Genomic DNA, 18,351 nt, shown 5'->3' with positions numbered 1-18,351 from the left:
GGCGTCTCGGGTCACCAGCGGGCTGACGAGTGAAATCTAGCGCCACGGTGGCTGCCGTGGGGCGTTTTGCGGAAATTCCCCTCGCGTCCTCAGACGTGCCCCGACACCGGGTGCGGCCGGTAGCCGGCGCTGAGCTCCTCGAGATCGGCTTCCGACAGCTCCAGGTCGACCGCCGCGACGGCGTCCGCGAGGTGCTGCGCCTTGGTGACGCCCACGATCGGCGCGGTCACGGCCGGCTGGTGGAGCAGCCACGCGAGGCCGACCTGCGCCCGGGGTACGCCGAGCCGTCCGGCGACCCGGCCGACGGTCTCGACGATCGCGCGGTCCTCGTCGAGGTAGAGGTTCGCGCCGAACTCGTCGGTGTCCGACCGCGCGGTCGCCGCGTCCCAGTCGCGGGTGATCCGGCCGCGCGCGAGCGGGCTCCACGGGATGACGCCCACGCCCTGGTCGGCGCAGAGCGGCAGCATCTCGCGCTCCTCCTCGCGGTAGATCAGGTTGTAGTGGTTCTGCATCGAGACGAACGGCGTCCAGCCGTTGCGCTCGGCCACGTGCTGGGCCTTCGCGAACTGCCAGGCCCACATCGACGAGGCGCCGAGGTAGCGGGCCTTGCCGGCCCGGACGACGTCGTGCAGCGCCTCCATCGTCTCCTCGATCGGCACGGCCGGGTCCCAGCGGTGGATCTGGTAGAGGTCGACGTAGTCGGTGCCGAGCCGCCGCAGCGACTCGTCGATCTCGTGCAGGATCGCCTTCCGCGACAGGCCCGCGCCGTACGGCCCCGGCCGCATCCGCCCGTGCACCTTGGTCGCGACGACGACGTCCTCGCGCCGCGCGAAGTCGCGCAGCGCGCGGCCGGTGAACTCCTCACTCGACCCGCCGGCGTACACGTTGGCGGTGTCGAACGTCGTGATCCCCGCCTCCAAGGCGTCCCGGATGATCGTGCGGGCGGCCTCCTCGTCGAGGATCCACGGGTGCCAGCCGAGGCTGGCGTCGCCCCAGCTCATGCAGCCGAGGATGACGCGGGAGACGTCGAGTCCGGTGTTGCCGAGCTTCGCGTAGCGCATGGCTCCAGCGTCGCACCGACCGTGGACGCGACGGGGCTACCGTCGGATCGTGGACCGCCGCCGCCGACACCGCACCTACTTCTGGCTGATGGGCACCTGCATCGTGCTCATCCTGCTGGCCTGGAACGTCGTGCGCCTGTGGTCGACCACGGCGGCGATCGTGATGAGCGTGGTGGCCGCCCTGATCCCGCCGGTGGCGGCGTTCGTCGGCAACCAGGGTGCGCTCGACGAGTCGGCACCGCCCGCGGGCGACGAGGACCGCTGATCGAGCGTCACTGCGACGGCTGCGGGAGGTCGATGTTGCAGTCGACCTTCGGGTTCGCCCCGACGTAGTTGAGCGGCCCGGCGACGATGGTCAGGGCCGTGTCGCCCGTCGACTTGCAGCTGACGTCGCGGTCGTCGCCGAAGTACCCACGCTGCCACGCCGCGAGCACGCCGATCACGAGCCACACCACGACGACGAGTCCGATGATGGTCCTCATGGAGGGGTCGTACCCAGGCCGCGGCCCGGTGGAACCTCAGCCGGTGCTCGAGTACGTCGCCTGGTAGGCCAGCAGCGCGGTGCGACCGGCCTCGAGCTCCCGCTCCAGCCGGTCGGCGAGCTCGGCGGCGCCGGTGGTCGTGCCCGTGTCGGCGAGCAGCTCGATCTGCTGGGCGGTCCGGCCGGCGGGGGCGACGCCGAGGTTCAGGGCGCCGCCGGCGAGCTTGTGCGAGACCTGCTTGAGGGTGGGCGCGTCGTCGGCGTCGATCGCCCGCCGGATCGTCTCCAGGGTGCCGGGCGTGTTGCGGACGAAGTTGCCGATCGCGCGGTCGAGGTACGTCGTGTCGCCCGGGTCGAGGTCGCGCAGCTCGTCGAGCCGCTCGATCGCGAGGCCGTCGAGGGGCGAGCCGGAGTCGTCGTTGGCAGGCACGAGCGGCAGGGTACTGGCCCCGGCGGACCGGGGTGGGCGCTCCGCGCCACCCGCCCAGCGCGCGAGCACGGTGCCGAGCGCCGTGGCGTCGACCGGCTTGGTCAGGAAGTCGTCCATCCCGGCGTCGAGACAGCGCTCACGCTCGCCCTCGACCGCGGCGGCAGTCATCGCGATCACCGGCACGGTCGAGCCGCCCGCCCGGATCGCCCGGGTCGCGGCGTACCCGTCCATCCTCGGCATCTGCACGTCCATGAGCACGGCGTCGTAGTCGCCGGCGCGCATCGCCGCGACGGCCGCCTCGCCGTCGTCCGCGGTGGTGCTCGCGTACCCGAGCGCGCGCAGCAGGCCCACCGCCACCAGTTGGTTGACCGGGTTGTCCTCGACGACGAGCACCCGGCGGGCGCCGTCGGCTCCGGACGCCGGCTCGGCGCGGCCGTCGCGGCGCGGCTCGCGGCCGGCGAGGTGGCGCAGCATCGTCGTGCGCAGCTCCGCCGCGAGCGTCGGCTTCGTCAGGCACGCATCGATGCCGGCGGCCTGGAGCTCCTCGGGTCTCGGCGAGTCCGACGAGGTGAGCAGCACCAGTCGTACGCCGGCGTTGGCGGCCTCGGCGCGCAGCGCCCGCGCCAGGTCGAGGCCGTCGCGGTCGGGCATGGCGAGGTCGAGCAGCACGGCGTCGAACGGCTCCCCGGCCTCCCGGGCCGCGACCATCGCGGCCTCGGCCGCATCCGCGCCGGCGGCGCTCGCGACCCGGACCCGCCAACGGGCGAGCTGCTCGCCGAGGATCAGCCGGTTGTTGTCGTTGTCGTCGACGACCAGCACCCGCTTGCCGGCGAGCCACTCCCGGCCGTACTCGTCGTCGGGATCGACGCCCGGGCCGGTGGGCGCGTCCAGCTCGGCGGTGAACCAGAAGACGCTGCCGCCCTCCGGGTTGGCGTGCAGCCCGATCTCGCCGCCCAGCGCCGTCACGATCTCGCGCGAGATGGCCAGGCCGAGGCCGGTGCCGCCGTACCGCCGGGTGGTCGACGCGTCGGCCTGGGTGAAGGCCTCGAAGAGCGTCTCGACGTCGTCCTCCCGGACGCCGACCCCGCTGTCGGTGACCGTCACCCGCAGCACGCTGCCGCCGTCGGGGCGGGGCGTCGCGGTCGCCCGCACGAACACCTCGCCCCGCTCGGTGAACTTGACCGCGTTCGAGCCCAGGTTGGTGAGCACCTGGGCGAGCCGGGTGGGGTCTCCGCAGAGCACCTCGGGCACGTCCGGGTGGCACGAGACGATCAGCTCCAGACCCTTCGCCCGGGCCGCCTCGCCGAGCATGCTGGCGATCTGGTCGAAGACCGCGCGCACCTCGAAGTCGAGCCGCTCCAGCTCGAGCATGCCGGCCTCGATCTTCGAGAAGTCCAGGATGTCGTTGATGATCGCGAGCAGCGCCCGGCTGGCGACCTGGACGCCGGAGGCGAGCCGCAGCTGCTCGGGGTCGAGTCGGGTGCGCAGCAGCAGGTCGTTGAGGCCGATCACGCCGTTGAGCGGGGTGCGGATCTCGTGGCTCATGGTGGCCAGGAACTCCGACTTCTGCCGGGACGCCTCCATCGCGGCGTCCCGGGCGTCCGCAAGCACCCGTTCGGTGCGCTCGCGTTCGGCGACCCGTCCGAGCTGGACGGCGACCTGCTCGACCATCGACTGGATCATCTGGAAGCGGTAGAGCGGAGGTGCGGAGGTGATCGTGAGTACCGCGACCACCTCGTCGGCGTACGCCACCGGGAACGCGATCGTGAGCCTCGAGTCGGCCCACACCGACCGGCGCTCCCGGAAGGAGCGGTTGGCCAGGTCGAGCTCCATCGCCGTCTCCTCCGGCGTCTCGGCGTCGGCCCGGCTGTCCTCCTCGGTGATCACCAGAGGCACGACGTGGGTGCCGGTCTCGTCGGGTACGAAGGCCCGGCCGCGCTCCCAGTCGTCGTGGAGCAGCACCAGACCGCGCGCGTGGGTGAGCACCTCCGTGAGCGTGCGTGCCTCGTTGGCGGCGACGGCCACGGTCTGCATCAGGGTGTTCTGCCGGACCTGGTCCTCGAGCGCGAGGTCGGCGAGCTTGGTCTCGGTGATGTCCTGCTGGGTGCCCGACATCGACACGACCCGACCGGTCGCGTCCGCCATCGAGACCCCGCGGCCCCGCGTCCAGATCCAGTCGGTCGGCCCCTGGAGCCGGGCGACGAACTCGAAGTCGCCGGGTCGCTCCCGGGCCGCCCGGACCTCGGCGTCGACCTCGGCGAGATCGTCGGGATGGACGATCTGCAGGAAGTCGTCGTACCCGGCGGGGAACGAGGCGGGGTCCAGCCCGTAGAGCGCGCAGAGCTCGTCGGAGGCGTAGATCTCATCGGTGGCGAGGTCCCAGTGCCAGCTGCCGAGCCGGGCGATCCGGTGCGCCTCGGCGAGCTGCTCGCGGCTCTCCCGCAGCGCGTCGAGCGCCTGCCGACGGCCGCTGTAGTCGCTGACGCGGTGGGTGAAGCCGATGATCGTGCCGTCGTCGTCGCGCAGCTCGACCTCGCGGACGATCACCCAGAGCGACGTACCGTCGGCGCGCCAGAAGAGCACGTCGACGTCCTCGCCGATGCCGCCATGGCGCTTGAGGTCCTCGAGGTGGGCGGCGAACTGGGTCCGGCCGGTCTCGTCGAGGGAGTCCCAGACGGTGACGTCGGCCATCGCGTCGGCGTCGACGCCGTACAGCGCGCACATCGCGGGGTTGGCATAGATCGTGCGACCGTCGAGGTCGCACACCCAGATCGCGTCTGGGGACCTCTCGACGATGTCCCGGTAGAGCGCCGCCAGCTCCATGGGGCAACCCTAGGGGGAAGGTCAGCTCTCGGCCGCGATGTCGAAGTCTCCGTCGGAGCCCTCGAGGGTGAGCGTGACGTCGTCGGTCGACGTGTGCCCGTCGGCGTGGACGTACTCGACCGTGTAGCTGATCTGCATGTTCTCCGGGTCCGGCTGTGCGGTGACCAGGGCGGCGGAGCGGAAGCCGCTCCAGAACTTCTGGTACTGGCCGAAGTTCCCGCTCTCCGCCTGGAACGCCGGGGTCAGCTGCTCCCAGGTCGCCTTCGGGTCGGTGGTGACCGTCGCCAGGTAGTCCGCCACGAAGCTCTCCATGCCGTCGGCGGTCACGGCGGGCGTCGTAGGCGACGAGGGCGGCGGCGAGTCGCTGTGCCCGCCGGAGGCCCCGTCGGCGTCGGGGCCGTTGTCGTCGCCCCGGCCGAGCGTCCAGCCCACGACGGCGAGTACGACGATCGTGACGGCCGCCATGACGATCGCCACCGGCCGGCCGCGCGAGCCGCGGCGCGCGGGGGCCGGAGCGGCCGGCGGGATCTGTCGGGTGGGCTCGGGCTCGGTGACCGCGACCGGGCCGGCGACCGCGGTGCCGGCGGGCGGCAGCGGTTCGGTCCGGCCCCCGGAGGGCCCGGCGGCCAGGACGTCGCGCACCTGCTCCATCGACCAGCGCGAGCCGGGGTCCGTCGACATCGTCGCGGCCAGCACCGGGGCGAGCCAGCCGGCGTCGGCCAGCAGTGGCGGAGGCTCGTTGACGATCCGGTAGAGCGCACCGAGCACGTTCTCGCCGACCTCGTATGGCGGGCGGCCGGCCAGCGCGTGGAAGAGCGTGGCCCCCAGCGACCACACGTCGCTGGCCGGCTGGGCGGTCTGCCCGGAGGCGACCTCGGGGGAGAGGTACGCCGGCGAGCCAGTAACCAGGCCGGTCTGGGTCAGCGACGCGTCGGCCTCCGCCCGGGCGATGCCGAAGTCGGACAGCTTCACGTGGCCGTCCGGAGCGACGAGGATGTTCGACGGCTTCACGTCGCGGTGCACGATCCCGGCCGAGTGTGCCGCGGCCAGCGCGTCCGCCGCCTGGCGCAGGATCGGCGCGGCCGCCTCCGGGGTGAGGGCACCGTGGCGCTGCACGAGTCCGGCGAGCGTGGCGCCCTCGACGTACTCCATCACCAGCCACTGGTCGGCGCCCTCGGTGACCAGGTCGTAGACCGCGACCACGTGGGGATGGTTCAGGCGTGCCGCGAGCCGGGCCTCGCGCTCCGCGCGCTCGAGATCCGGCGTGCTGCCGCCCGGTGCCCAGCCGACCCGCTTGAGCGCCACGTCGCGGCCCAGCACCTCGTCGCGGGCCAGCCAGACGGCGCCCATGCCGCCCCGGCCGACCTCGCGCCCGAGCGTGTACCTGCCTGCGATCAACGCTGCGATCAACGATGTCCCCTTCCCGATCCGACGAGCGTAGTCAGAGGACCACGTGGCACGCTTGACCCGCACATTCCGACCGGAAAGGTTCCCCGTGACCGTCGATCTCACCCTTCTCGACGACCTCGAGTGGCGCGGCCTGCTCGCGCACTCGACGGACCTCGGCGCCCTGCGCGAGGCCCTGTCCGCGGGGAGCGTGCGGTTCTATGTGGGCTTCGACCCGACGGCGCCGAGTCTCCACATGGGTCACCTCGTCCAGGTGCTCACCGCCCGGCGGCTCCAGCTCGCGGGCCACACGCCGTACGCCCTGGTCGGCGGTGCCACCGGCATGATCGGCGACCCGCGCGACTCGGGGGAGCGCACGCTGAACTCGCTCGACACGGTCAAGGAGTGGGTGGAGCGGGTGCGCGGCCAGATCGAGCCGTTCCTGTCCTTCGAGGGCGAGAACGCCGCGACGATGGTCAACAACTACGACTGGACCGCGAGCCTGTCCACGATCGACTTCCTGCGCGACATCGGGAAGCACTTCCCGGTCAACCGGATGCTGGCCCGCGACGTCGTGAGCCGGCGCCTCGAGTCCGGCATCAGCTACACCGAGTTCAGTTACGTGCTGCTGCAGTCGCTGGACTTCCTCAATCTGTACCGCGACCACGGGGTGAGCCTCCAGTTCGGGGGCTCCGACCAGTGGGGCAACCTGACCGCCGGTGTCGAGCTGATCCGCCGCTCCGACGGGGGCCGGGCACACGCGTTCGCGACCCCGCTGCTCACGAAGGCCGACGGCACGAAGTATGGCAAGACCGAGGGCGGTGCGCTCTGGCTCGACCCGCAGATGATGTCGCCGTACGCCTTCTACCAGTTCTGGCTCAACGTCGAGGACGAGAAGGTCGGCGAGCTGCTGCGGGTCTTCACGTTCCTCTCTCGCGCGGAGATCGAGGAGCTCGAGGCGCAGCATGCGGAGAAGCCCTTCCTCCGGTCCGGCCAGCGCGCGCTCGCGGAGCACGTGACGTCACTCGTGCACGGAGCCGAGGAGACCGAGCGGATCAGGGCCGCCTCGGCAGCGCTCTTCGGCGGGGGCGAGCTCGCCACGCTGAGCACCGACACCCTCGGGGCCGCGCTCCGGGAGGCCGGCAGCACCGTGGTCGACGGCGACGCGGGCATCCCGACGGTCACCGACCTGCTGGTCGCGACCGGCCTGGCGAAGAGCAAGGGGGAGGCCCGGCGCACCATCTCGGAGGGTGGGGCCTACCTCAACAACGAGCGCGTCGAGGACCCCGAGCTGGTCCCCGGCGACGGCGACCTCATCGGCGGCACCTGGCTGGTGCTGCGCCGGGGGAAGAAGAACTTCGCCGGCGTCGAGGTCCGCTGACGCACCGCGTGTCGGCCCTCCTCGAGGGCCGACACGGCCGCTGACCTGCGCAAACGCGGATGTGCTCGCCGTCACGTTTACTCGATTTGAACTCCGCGCGGCCGTCCCCTAATGTTCTCCGAGGCGCCAGGAGCGGCGGGAGGCAAGACCAGTCAGGTCGGGCCTCCGGCACCGGCGCCCATCCTTCACTCTCACTCCACCTCACCGGTGGCGAAGCGCGCCTCTCAGCGAGGCCCTCCAAAACTGGTGAGCAAGGTGCTGTGCGTTGCGGGATGAACGCGGAAAAGCCCGGATTTGCACCGAGCGAAAACAATCCGCTAAGTTTAAACCACTGCCCCGGACGGGGAGGCCCGAAAGGCCGAGCCGCTGGTGTGTGTCTGATGTTTGAGAACTCAACAGTGTGTCATATGTCGACGAATTAGTTTGTTTATGCCCCGTTGACTGGGTCTGGCTTTTTTGGCTGGGTTTGGTCGCGGATTTCTTTGACAATGATTCTGGCAATTGATGTCAGTGTCTCCTGTCGGGGTTTACTTTTTGTTTTCTACGGAGAGTTTGATCCTGGCTCAGGACGAACGCTGGCGGCGTGCTTAACACATGCAAGTCGAGCAGAAAGGCCCTTTCGGGGGTACTCGAGCGGCGAACGGGTGAGTAACACGTGAGTAATCTGCCCTTGGCTTTGGGATAACTATCGGAAACGGTGGCTAATACCGGATACGACCAATCACTGCATGGTGTGTTGGTGGAAAGTTTTTTCGGCTGGGGATGTGCTCGCGGCCTATCAGCTTGTTGGTGGGGTAATGGCCTACCAAGGCTTCGACGGGTAGCCGGCCTGAGAGGGTGACCGGCCACACTGGGACTGAGACACGGCCCAGACTCCTACGGGAGGCAGCAGTGGGGAATATTGGACAATGGGCGGAAGCCTGATCCAGCAACGCCGCGTGAGGGATGACGGCCTTCGGGTTGTAAACCTCTTTCAGTACCGACGAAGCGCCGATGATGGTGGTGACGGTAGGTACAGAAGAAGCACCGGCCAACTACGTGCCAGCAGCCGCGGTAATACGTAGGGTGCGAGCGTTGTCCGGAATTATTGGGCGTAAAGGGCTCGTAGGCGGTTTGTCGCGTCGGGAGTGAAAACCCAGGGCTTAACTCTGGGCTTGCTTTCGATACGGGCAGACTAGAGGCATGCAGGGGAGAACGGAATTCCTGGTGTAGCGGTGAAATGCGCAGATATCAGGAGGAACACCGGTGGCGAAGGCGGTTCTCTGGGCATGTCCTGACGCTGAGGAGCGAAAGTGTGGGGAGCGAACAGGATTAGATACCCTGGTAGTCCACACCGTAAACGTTGGGCGCTAGGTGTGGGATCCATTCCACGGGTTCCGTGCCGCAGCTAACGCATTAAGCGCCCCGCCTGGGGAGTACGGCCGCAAGGCTAAAACTCAAAGGAATTGACGGGGGCCCGCACAAGCGGCGGAGCATGCGGATTAATTCGATGCAACGCGAAGAACCTTACCTGGGTTTGACATACACCGGAAAGCTGCAGAGATGTGGCCCCTTTTTGCTGGTGTACAGGTGGTGCATGGCTGTCGTCAGCTCGTGTCGTGAGATGTTGGGTTAAGTCCCGCAACGAGCGCAACCCTCGTCCTATGTTGCCAGCGGGTTATGCCGGGGACTCATAGGAGACTGCCGGGGTCAACTCGGAGGAAGGTGGGGATGACGTCAAGTCATCATGCCCCTTATGTCCAGGGCTTCACGCATGCTACAATGGCCGGTACAAAGGGCTGCGATGCTGTAAGGCGGAGCGAATCCCAAAAAGCCGGTCTCAGTTCGGATTGGGGTCTGCAACTCGACCCCATGAAGTCGGAGTCGCTAGTAATCGCAGATCAGCAACGCTGCGGTGAATACGTTCCCGGGCCTTGTACACACCGCCCGTCACGTCACGAAAGTCGGCAACACCCGAAGCCAGTGGCCTAACCCTTGTGGGGGGAGCTGTCGAAGGTGGGGCTGGCGATTGGGACGAAGTCGTAACAAGGTAGCCGTACCGGAAGGTGCGGCTGGATCACCTCCTTTCTAAGGAGCACACGCCCCGACCATTGCCTGACCGTCTGGTCTCTCCGTACTTGTGCGGAGTGTGTGGTGGCGCATGGTGGTGTTCACTAGTGGAATCGTCGATGAACGACCGTCCCGGGTTCGGGTCGGCCTCAGTACTACCTGTCGCAGGTCTGCTCTTCGGAGTGGTTCTGGGGTGGGTGTGGAACGTGGCTGGCGTGGGTGTGGGGTGGTTGGTTGGCACACTGTTGAGTCCTGAGGCATCAGCCGTCAGGCGGGTTTCTCTGCGGGGGGCGTGTGTCCCCCGGTGCCTCCTTGGGGGGTGCCTCCTTGGGGTCTGGGGTCTTCGGGTCGTGGTCTCCTTGGTGGGTTGGAAGTTTGTGAATTGGATAGTGGACGCGAGCATCTTGCGACATCACTTCACCAGGTGGTGTCGCGATATAGCGATTGGTCGTTCGTGCGCGTGTGTGTGCGGGCGATCGTTGTCTAGTCTTTGTAGTTTTGCTTTGTAGTTTTTGTTGAGTGTTTGTGCGACAAGCTATGAAGGGCACATGGTGGATGCCTTGGCATCAAGAGCCGATGAAGGACGTAGGAGCCTGCGATAAGCCCTGGGGAGTTGGCAACCGAGCTGTGATCCGGGGGTGTCCGAATGGGGGAACCCAGCACGAGTCATGTCGTGTTACCCGCGCCTGAATATATAGGGTGTGTGGAGGGAACGCCGGGAAGTGAAACATCTCAGTACCGGTAGGAAGAGAAAACAATAGTGATTCCGAGAGTAGTGGCGAGCGAAATCGGATCAGGCTAAACCGTCTGCGTGTGATACCCGGCAGGGGTTGCGTGGGCGGGGTTGTGGGACCACTTGGGGGGATCTGCCGGTCTTCCAGACAGTGAGAAAGCATCGTTGAAGTTGAAGTCCATTGGAAAGTGGCGCCGTAGAGGGTGATAGCCCCGTAAGTGTAAGGCGATGTCTGTCGAGTGGTATCCCAAGTAACACGGAACCCCTGAAATTCCGTGTGAATCTGGCGGGACCACCCGTTAAGCCTAAATACTCCTTGATGACCGATAGCGGACTAGTACCGTGAGGGAAAGGTGAAAAGTACCCCTGGCGGGGAGTGAAATAGTACCTGAAACCGTGTGCCTACAATCCGTCAGAGCCCGGCTGCCTCCTTTGGGGGGTGTTGGGGTGATGGCGTGCCTTTTGAAGAATGAGCCTGCGAGTTTGCGTTGTGTTGCGAGGTTAACCCGTGTGGGGTAGCCGTAGCGAAAGCGAGTCCGAATAGGGCGTATCCATGTATGTGGTGTAGTAGCGCGATCAAGACCCGAAGCGAAGTGATCTATCCATGGGCAGGTTGAAGCGCGGGTAAGACCGCGTGGAGGACCGAACCCACTTAGGTTGAAAACTGAGGGGATGACCTGTGGATAGGGGTGAAAGGCCAATCAAACTTCGTGATAGCTGGTTCTCCCCGAAATGCATTTAGGTGCAGCGTTGTGTGTTTCTTGCTCCAGGTAGAGCACTGGATAGCCGATGGGCCCGACCAGGTTACTGACGTTAGCCAAACTCCGAATGGGAGTAAGTGAGAGCGCAGCAGTGAGACTGCGGGGGATAAGCTCCGTAGTCGAGAGGGAAACAGCCCAGACCATCAGCTAAGGCCCCTAAGCGGTGACTAAGTGGAAAAGGATGTGGAGTCGCAGTGACAACCAGGAGGTTGGCTTGGAAGCAGCCACCCTTGAAAGAGTGCGTAATAGCTCACTGGTCAAGTGATTCCGCGCCGACAATGTAGCGGGGCTCAAGTCATCCGCCGAAGCTATGGCACTCACACGTGTACTCAGCCTCCTTGTGGGGTTCAGGTGTGTGGGTGGGTAGGGGAGCGTCGTGTCGCGAGTGAAGCTCCGGGGTGACCCAGGGGTGGATGCGACACGAGTGAGAATGCAGGCATGAGTAGCGAATCACGGGTGAGAAACCCGTGCGCCGAATGATCAAGGGTTCCAGGGTCAAGCTAATCTGCCCTGGGTAAGTCGGGACCTAAGGCGAGGCCGACAGGCGTAGTCGATGGACAACGGGTTGATATTCCCGTACCGGCAAAGTAGCGCCCATGACGAGGCCGGTGATGCTAACCACCCGAAGCCCGGGTGACCGATCCCTTCGGGGTGAGGCGTCTGGGTGGAGCGTGGGATCCGATCCGGTAGTAGTCAAGCGATGGGGTGACGCAGGAAGGTAGCCCAACCACGCCGATGGTTGTTGCGTGGGTAAGCAGGTAGGGGACGGTCTAGGTAAATCCGGGCCGTGGTGTCGTAAGGCACGACCCTGAGATGTGATGCCGAGCCCGTATGGGTGAAGTGGGTGATCCTATGCTGTCGAGAAAAACCTCTAGCGAGCTACGCGCCGCCCGTACCCCAAACCGACTCAGGTGATCAGGTAGAGAATACCAAGGCGATCGAGCGAACCATGGTTAAGGAACTCGGCAAAATGCCCCCGTAACTTCGGGAGAAGGGGGGCCGGATCCGTGATACCCCTTGCGGGTAGTAGCGGTGATGGCCGCAGAGACCAGGCCCAAGCGACTGTTTACTAAAAACACAGGTCCGTGCGAAGTTGTAAGACGATGTATACGGACTGACTCCTGCCCGGTGCTGGAAGGTTAAGGGGACGGGTCAGCCACGTGAGTGGTGAAGCTCAGAACTTAAGCCCCAGTAAACGGCGGTGGTAACTATAACCATCCTAAGGTAGCGAAATTCCTTGTCGGGTAAGTTCCGACCTGCACGAATGGAGTAACGACTTGGGCGCTGTCTCAACCGTGGACTCGGCGAAATTGCACTACGAGTAAAGATGCTCGTTACGCGCGGCAGGACGGAAAGACCCCGGGACCTTTACTATAGTTTGGTATTGGTGTTTGGTTCGGCTTGTGTAGGATAGGTGGGAGACTGTGAAGCATCGACGCCAGTTGGTGTGGAGTCATCGTTGAAATACCACTCTGGTCGTACTAGATGTCTAACCTAGGACCATGATCTGGTTCAGGGACAGTGCCTGATGGGTAGTTTAACTGGGGCGGTTGCCTCCTAAAATGTAACGGAGGCGCTCAAAGGTTCCCTCAGCCTGGTTGGCAATCAGGTGTTGAGTGTAAGTGCACAAGGGAGCTTGACTGTGAGACAGACATGTCGAGCAGGGACGAAAGTCGGAACTAGTGATCCGGCCACGGCATGTGGAAGCGTGGTCGCTCAACGGATAAAAGGTACCCCGGGGATAACAGGCTGATCTTCCCCAAGAGTCCATATCGACGGGATGGTTTGGCACCTCGATGTCGGCTCGTCGCATCCTGGGGCTGGAGTAGGTCCCAAGGGTTGGGCTGTTCGCCCATTAAAGCGGCACGCGAGCTGGGTTTAGAACGTCGTGAGACAGTTCGGTCCCTATCCGCCGCGCGCGTAGGAAACTTGAGAAAGGCTGTCCCTAGTACGAGAGGACCGGGATGGACGAACCTCTGGTGTGCCAGTTGTCCCGCCAGGGGCACGGCTGGTTGGCTACGTTCGGAAGTGATAACCGCTGAACGCATCTAAGCGGGAAGCACGTTTCAAGATGAGGTTTCCCACCGGGTTAACCGGGTAAGGCCCCCAGCAGAACACTGGGTTGATAGGCCAGAAGTGTACAACCGTGAGGTAGAGCTGACTGGTACTAATAGGCCGAGGGCTTGTCACACAAACCCTCAACAAAACCCACAACACATTCCTGCATCGACACTCGCGTCCACAATCCAAACACAGAACCAGTGACACCTCACTGGACAGATCTACACCAAACAGATCTAAACCGAACAGATCTAACTGAACAGATGCTTGGCCACACACCGTGACAACACCGGTGCGTGACGCCACCAGAGTTACGGCGGCCATAGCGAAAGGGAAACACCCGGTCCCATCCCGAACCCGGAAGTTAAGCCTTTCAGCGCCGATGGTACTGCAACCGAGAGGCTGTGGGAGAGTAGGACGCCGCCGGACATACACTCAGTAGAGGCCACCGTAAGGTGGCCTCTACTCATTTCAGCACCATGTGGTGCGACCAGCGAGAACCAGGAGTACCCAGTCGTGGCCGAGCAGCGTCGTAGCCAGCGTCCGTCGGGCGGGGGCGGCCGCACGGGCGGCAAGCCCGCGGGCGGGCGCTCCGGCAGCCAGGGCCAGCGGTCCGGCGGCCCCAAGTCGGGGCCGAAGTCCGGTCAGAAGTCCGGTCAGAAGTCGACCCAGAGGTCAGGCCAGGGTTCCGGACAGGGGTCCGGCCAGAAGTCGGGCGGTCCGAAGTCGAGCCAGCCGCGAGGTCAGTCGGCGAAGTCGGCGGAGCGGTCGACTCGCTGGAGCCCGGACGACCGGCGCGGTGCGGGCAAGGACGCGCCCCGGCGCGGCGGCAAGCCGGCGGGCAAGCCCACGGGTGGGCGGTCGGGCGGCCGGCAGGGTGCGCCGCGTGGCGGCGGTCGCGCCGCGGAGCAGCCGGCACGCACGGCCGAGCAGGCGGCGTACGACGGTCCGGAGCTGCCCGCGGAGATCACCGGCGCCGAGCTGGATCGGTCCGTGACCGCTCAGCTGAAGGGTCTGCCGGAGAAGCTCGCGTCGCGGGTGGCGCGGCACCTCGCGGCGGCCGGGCTGTTCATCGACCAGGATCCGGAGCTGGCCTACCAGCACGCGCTGGCCGCCCGGGCCCGGGCGTCGCGGATCGCCGTGGTGCGGGAGGCGACCGGAGAGGCGGCGTACGCCGCCGGCCACTACGCCGAGGCGCTGGCCGAGCTGCGCGCGGCGAAGCGGATGAACGGGGCGACGGCGTACCTGCCGATCATGGCGGACTGCCACCGCGCGCTGGGCAAGCCCCAGGAGGCGCTGAAGCTGGCGAAGAGCCCGGGCGTCGCGAACTTCTCCGTGGAGGCGAAGGCGGAGATGACGATCGTCGAGGCCGGCGCCCGCCGTGACCTCGGACAGCTCGACGCAGCGCTGCGGACGCTCGAGCTGGCGCCGCTGCAGTCGAAGAGCCGCGGGTCGTGGGTGGTGCGGCTGCGCTACGCCTACGCGGACACGCTCGAGGCCGCGGGCCGCGAGCAGGACGCCTTGGCGTGGTTCCACCGGACCCACGCCATCGACGGGGACGACCTGACCGACGCGGCCGAGCGGGCCGAGACCCTGGAGCGCCGGTTCGGCTAGCGCGCTGCCGCCCCTGGTTTCGTGTCGGCGGCGTAGGGCAGGATCGCACCAGTCCCGGGCGAGGGAGGTCATCGTGCTGCGGTTCGCGGGAGCGGGCGTGAGTGACGTCGGTCGGGTGCGTCCCCACAACGAGGACGCGGCCTTCCTGGGCCCCTACGTCGCCGTGCTCGCCGACGGCGTGGGCGGTGCCGCCGCCGGTGAGGTGGCCGCCGCGACCGCGGCCTACGTGGTGGCGGCGACGGCGCTGGCTCGCTTCGGCGAGGATCCGGTGCAGGTGCTGCTCCGCGGTGTCGAGGACGCCCACCTGAGCGTCCGCGTGGGCGTGGCGGTGGACCCGGAGCGGACCGGGATGGCCACCACGTTGACGGCGCTCGTCACCGACGGCCGGCGGGTCGTGCTCGGCCACGTCGGCGACAGCCGTGCCTACCTGCTGCACGACGGCGAGCTGCGTCAGCTGTCGCACGACCACACCTACGTGCAGCACCTGGTCGACTCCGGCCAGCTCGACGAGGACGCGCGGGCCGGTCATCCGTGGAGCAACGTGGTGCTCCGCTCGCTCGACGGCGGCCCCGACCCGAGCCTCGACGTGACGGAGCTGCACCTGGAGGTGGGCGACCGCGTGCTGCTGTGCAGCGACGGGCTCACCGACCTGGTGCCCGACCAGGAGATCAGCGAGGCGCTGGTGACGGTCGCGGACCCGGACGTCGCGGCCGGCGTGCTGGTGTACGCCGCACTGGCGGCCGGCGGCAGGGACAACGTGACCTGCCTGGTGCTCGACGTGGTCGACGGCCCGGTCGTCGTCGGCGACGGCACCGTGCTCGGCGCCCTGGTCGACCCCGCGAACCTGGTCGACCCCACCTCCGTGCGTGTCTGATCCGGCGTCCTCCCGCGGTGTCGAGTGGGAGACTGGACGCATGGCTGGGGCGAAGGCCGGAGTGCGGCGACCGGCACTGGAGGGCACGGTCGCGGTGCGCGGGGACCGGCGGCTGAGCTTCGCGGAGTACGGCTCGCGAGGCGGCCAAACCGTGGTGTGGATGCACGGCACCCCCGGAGCGCGTCGGCAGGTCCCGTTCGAGGCGCGGCGGTACGCTGAGCAGCACGGGATCCGGCTGATCGGGCTGGACCGGCCCGGAATCGGCTCGTCGACGCCGCACCTGTATCCGGACGTCCTCGACTGGACCCGCGATCTCGAGCTGGTGCTGGAGACGCTGGCCATCGACACGGCCCACGTGATCGGCCTGTCCGGCGGCGGGCCGTACGCCCTGGCCGCCGCCGCAGCGCTGCCCGAGCGGGTGCCGGGCGTCGCCGTCCTCGGGGGAGTGGCGCCGACCCAGGGCGTCGACGCGGCCGCCGGCGGCATGGTCGCGCTCGCCGCGCACCTGGCGCCGCTGCTCACCCTGGCCCGGGTGCCGTTGGGCGTGACGCTCACCCAGGCGATCCGGCTGGCGCGCCCGCTGGCGGGGCCGGCGCTGGACCTGTACGCCGCGGCCCAGCCGCCGGGGGACAGGAACCTGCTCGCGCGGCCGGAGTTCAAGGCGATGTTCCTCGACGACCTGCTCAACGGCAGCCGGTTCCAGACCACGGCACCGATCCACGACGTCATCCTGTTCACGCGGTACTGGGGCTTCGACCTCGCCGAGGTACAGGTCCCGGTGCGGTGGTGGCACGGCGACGACGACCACATCGTCCCGCTCCGGCACGGCCGCCACGTGGTCGACCGGCTGCCGGACGCGACGCTCACGGTCATCGACGGCGAGAGCCATCTCTGCGGGCTCGGGATCGCCGAGGGCGTGTTGGCCTCGCTGCTGGAGCCCGGGCCACGGCGTACGCCGGCCGCCCGGGTCCCGTGACCGCGCGGCCGTTCACACGCCGAACGCTGGCGTTCTCGCGTCCCGTTTGCCACAATGGAGCCACAACTACACGCGTGTCACTCACGCCTCAAGACATCTTCGGTGAGACCGCTGGGGAAGGCGCATCTCGCGCCGGAGATGAAGGAGGTCACGGTGACCGCAAGCACTGCCATCCGCACCGCGACGAGGGGCGTCCTGTACGTCCACTCAGCGCCGTCCGCGCTGTGCCCTCACATCGAGTGGGCCGTCGGCGGTGTCCTTGGCGTGCCCGTGAGCCTGGACTGGACGCCGCAGGCGGCGCAGGCGGGCACCTACCGCGCCGAGCTCTCGTGGACCGGCGGTACCGGCTCCGCCGCCGCGGTGGCCTCCGCGCTGCGCGGCTGGAACCAGCTCCGGTTCGAGATCACCGAGGAGCCGACCGCCGCTTCGGAGGGCGCGCGCTACTCCTACACGCCCGAGTTGGGCGTCTTCCACGCCGTCACCGGCCTGCACGGCGACATCATGATCCCCGAGGACCGGCTCAAGGCCGCCGTGGTCAAGGCCGCCCTCGGCGACACGACGCTACTCGTCGAGATCGACAAGCTGCTCGGCAAGCCGTGGGACGACGAGCTGGAGACCTTCCGGCACGCCGGCGAGGGCGCTCCGGTGCGCTGGCTGCACCAGGTGGTCTGACAGGCGGCCCGAACGGCGGGCCTCGGCCCTCGCTCAGGCGCGGCCTCCGAAGCCACCGGTCGGCGCGAGCTCGTCGATGCGGGCCAGGTCGGCCTCGGTGAGGACCAGGTCGGCGGACGCGACGTTCTCGGCGACCCGGCCGGGGTTGCGGGAGCCGGGGATCGGGACGATGTGGTCGCGCCGCGCGAGCAGCCAGGCGATGGCCAGCTGGGAGAGGGCGGCGCCCTTCTCGGCGGCGAGCCGGGCCAGGTCGTCGACGATGCGCACGTTGGCGTCGTAGTTCTCCGGTGCCCACCAGCCGACGTACTGGCGGAAGTCGTCGGCGCCGTAGCCGCTTCGCGGCCGGACCGCGCCGCTGAGGAACCCGCGGGCCAGCGGCGAGTAGGCGACGAGCCCGATGCCGAGCTCCTCGATGGTCGGGAGGAGCGCCTCGGTGTCGCGGGCGAAGAGGGAGTACTCGGCCTGCAGGACCGAGATCGGGTGGACGGCATGAGCCCTGCGGATGCTCTCGGCGTCGGTGTTGGACAGGCCGAGGTACCGGACCTTGCCCGCGTCGACGTACTCCTTCATCACGCCGACGACCTCCTCGACCGGGACCCGGGGGTCGTGGACGTGCTGGTAGAGCACGTCGATGCAGTCGACGTCGAGGTTGCGCAGGCTGGCGTCGACGACCTCACGGATGTGGTCGAGCCGGGAGTCCGGCTCGAACCTCGGCGTGAATCCGAACTTGGTCGCGATGGTCACCTCGTCGCGGATCGGCGCCAGCGCGGCGCCGAGGAGCCTCTCGCCCGCACCCCAGCCGTACATCTCCGCGGTGTCGAAGTGGGTCACGCCGAGCTCGTGTGCCTTCCGGATCGCCGCGATCGACTCCGTCTCGTCGGCCGGGCCGTAGCCGATCGCGGTGCCCATGGCGCCGTAGCCGATCGCCGCGACCGTGAGTCCCTGCTGCCCGAGGGCGCGCTGCTGCATCGTCTCTCCTAGAGTCATACCGAACGGTTCGGTTTGACTCTACGCGTGGTCGCCCGGTTTCCAAACCGTACGGTTCGGTT

At 67.5% G+C, this 18,351-nt stretch carries 11 protein-coding genes and 3 rRNA genes; 9 read left to right on the top strand and 5 right to left on the bottom strand.

Translation table 11 applies throughout. From position 1 onward, the window contains the following. Window positions 1-89: 89 nt before the first annotated feature. Window positions 90-1,061: an aldo/keto reductase gene (locus KM427_RS16945; protein WP_215524662.1), complete on the bottom strand. Its 972-nt coding sequence runs from the start codon at window positions 1,059-1,061 to the stop codon at window positions 90-92. 49 nt (window positions 1,062-1,110) lie between these two features. On the opposite strand from KM427_RS16945, the gene KM427_RS16940 reads away from it, so the two are divergent. Beyond that, window positions 1,111-1,326, top strand: a complete 216-nt coding sequence (locus KM427_RS16940; RefSeq protein ID WP_252274594.1) for a DUF3099 domain-containing protein — start codon at window positions 1,111-1,113, stop codon at window positions 1,324-1,326. A gap of 7 nt (window positions 1,327-1,333) precedes the next feature. On the opposite strand, the gene KM427_RS16935 is transcribed toward KM427_RS16940, so the two are convergent. Genes KM427_RS16935 through KM427_RS16925 form a run of 3 tightly spaced genes read right to left on the bottom strand, consistent with a single transcriptional unit; the run spans window position 1,334 to window position 6,205 of the window. Further along, the gene (locus tag KM427_RS16935) at window positions 1,334-1,543 is read right to left on the bottom strand and encodes a hypothetical protein (RefSeq protein WP_183593975.1); all 210 of its coding nucleotides are present in this window, start codon (window positions 1,541-1,543) and stop codon (window positions 1,334-1,336) included. 36 nt (window positions 1,544-1,579) lie between these two features. Continuing rightward, window positions 1,580-4,795, bottom strand: a complete 3,216-nt coding sequence (locus KM427_RS16930; protein ID WP_215524661.1) for a response regulator — start codon at window positions 4,793-4,795, stop codon at window positions 1,580-1,582. 21 nt (window positions 4,796-4,816) lie between these two features. Continuing rightward, window positions 4,817-6,205, bottom strand: a complete 1,389-nt coding sequence (locus KM427_RS16925; RefSeq protein WP_215524660.1) for a serine/threonine-protein kinase — start codon at window positions 6,203-6,205, stop codon at window positions 4,817-4,819. Between the two features lie 85 nt (window positions 6,206-6,290). On the opposite strand from KM427_RS16925, the gene tyrS reads away from it, so the two are divergent. From tyrS to KM427_RS16885, 8 genes are all read left to right on the top strand, one after another. Then, a complete protein-coding gene (gene tyrS / locus KM427_RS16920; protein ID WP_215524659.1) occupies window positions 6,291-7,562 on the top strand; it encodes a tyrosine--tRNA ligase in 1,272 nt (423 codons plus the stop codon). Between the two features lie 540 nt (window positions 7,563-8,102). Continuing rightward, window positions 8,103-9,629, top strand: a 16S ribosomal RNA gene (locus tag KM427_RS16915). A gap of 510 nt (window positions 9,630-10,139) precedes the next feature. Next, window positions 10,140-13,296, top strand: a 23S ribosomal RNA gene (locus KM427_RS16910). A gap of 182 nt (window positions 13,297-13,478) precedes the next feature. Next, a 5S ribosomal RNA gene (rrf, locus tag KM427_RS16905) occupies window positions 13,479-13,595 on the top strand. The 16S, 23S and 5S rRNA genes sit together here, the layout of an rRNA operon. 87 nt (window positions 13,596-13,682) lie before the next feature. After that, window positions 13,683-14,780, top strand: coding sequence for a tetratricopeptide repeat protein (locus KM427_RS16900; protein WP_215524658.1), 1,098 nt, complete (start codon window positions 13,683-13,685; stop codon window positions 14,778-14,780). A gap of 97 nt (window positions 14,781-14,877) precedes the next feature. After that, entirely contained in the window at window positions 14,878-15,654 is a 777-nt protein-coding gene (locus tag KM427_RS16895) for a PP2C family protein-serine/threonine phosphatase (RefSeq protein WP_183593980.1), read from the top strand. A 40-nt stretch (window positions 15,655-15,694) separates the two neighbouring features. Next, entirely contained in the window at window positions 15,695-16,630 is a 936-nt protein-coding gene (locus KM427_RS16890; RefSeq protein WP_215524657.1) for an alpha/beta fold hydrolase, read from the top strand. Between the two features lie 138 nt (window positions 16,631-16,768). Then, a complete protein-coding gene (locus KM427_RS16885; protein WP_183594757.1) occupies window positions 16,769-17,302 on the top strand; it encodes a DUF3145 domain-containing protein in 534 nt (177 codons plus the stop codon). A 33-nt stretch (window positions 17,303-17,335) separates the two neighbouring features. Here KM427_RS16885 and KM427_RS16880 read toward each other — a convergent pair whose 3' ends face one another. Beyond that, complete coding sequence (locus tag KM427_RS16880; protein WP_215524656.1) at window positions 17,336-18,271, bottom strand: aldo/keto reductase; 936 nt, start codon at window positions 18,269-18,271, stop codon at window positions 17,336-17,338. Window positions 18,272-18,351 lie beyond the last annotated feature (80 nt).

Source organism: Nocardioides sp. LMS-CY (genome assembly GCF_018732145.1).
In the GTDB taxonomy this organism is placed as follows: Bacteria; Actinomycetota; Actinomycetes; order Propionibacteriales; family Nocardioidaceae; genus Nocardioides; species Nocardioides soli.
Note: the sequence above shows the minus strand (reverse complement) of the source record. Positions and strands in the feature narration are given on the sequence as shown.

Coding starts and splice junctions, on each gene's coding strand:
- KM427_RS16880 (WP_215524656.1), bottom strand. CDS start 18,271: ATGCAGCAGCGCGCCCTCGGGCAGCAGGGACTCACGGTCGCGGCGATC.
- KM427_RS16930 (WP_215524661.1), bottom strand. CDS start 4,795: ATGGAGCTGGCGGCGCTCTACCGGGACATCGTCGAGAGGTCCCCAGAC.
- KM427_RS16890 (WP_215524657.1), top strand. CDS start 15,695: ATGGCTGGGGCGAAGGCCGGAGTGCGGCGACCGGCACTGGAGGGCACG.
- KM427_RS16945 (WP_215524662.1), bottom strand. CDS start 1,061: ATGCGCTACGCGAAGCTCGGCAACACCGGACTCGACGTCTCCCGCGTC.
- KM427_RS16935 (WP_183593975.1), bottom strand. CDS start 1,543: ATGAGGACCATCATCGGACTCGTCGTCGTGGTGTGGCTCGTGATCGGC.
- KM427_RS16885 (WP_183594757.1), top strand. CDS start 16,769: ATGAAGGAGGTCACGGTGACCGCAAGCACTGCCATCCGCACCGCGACG.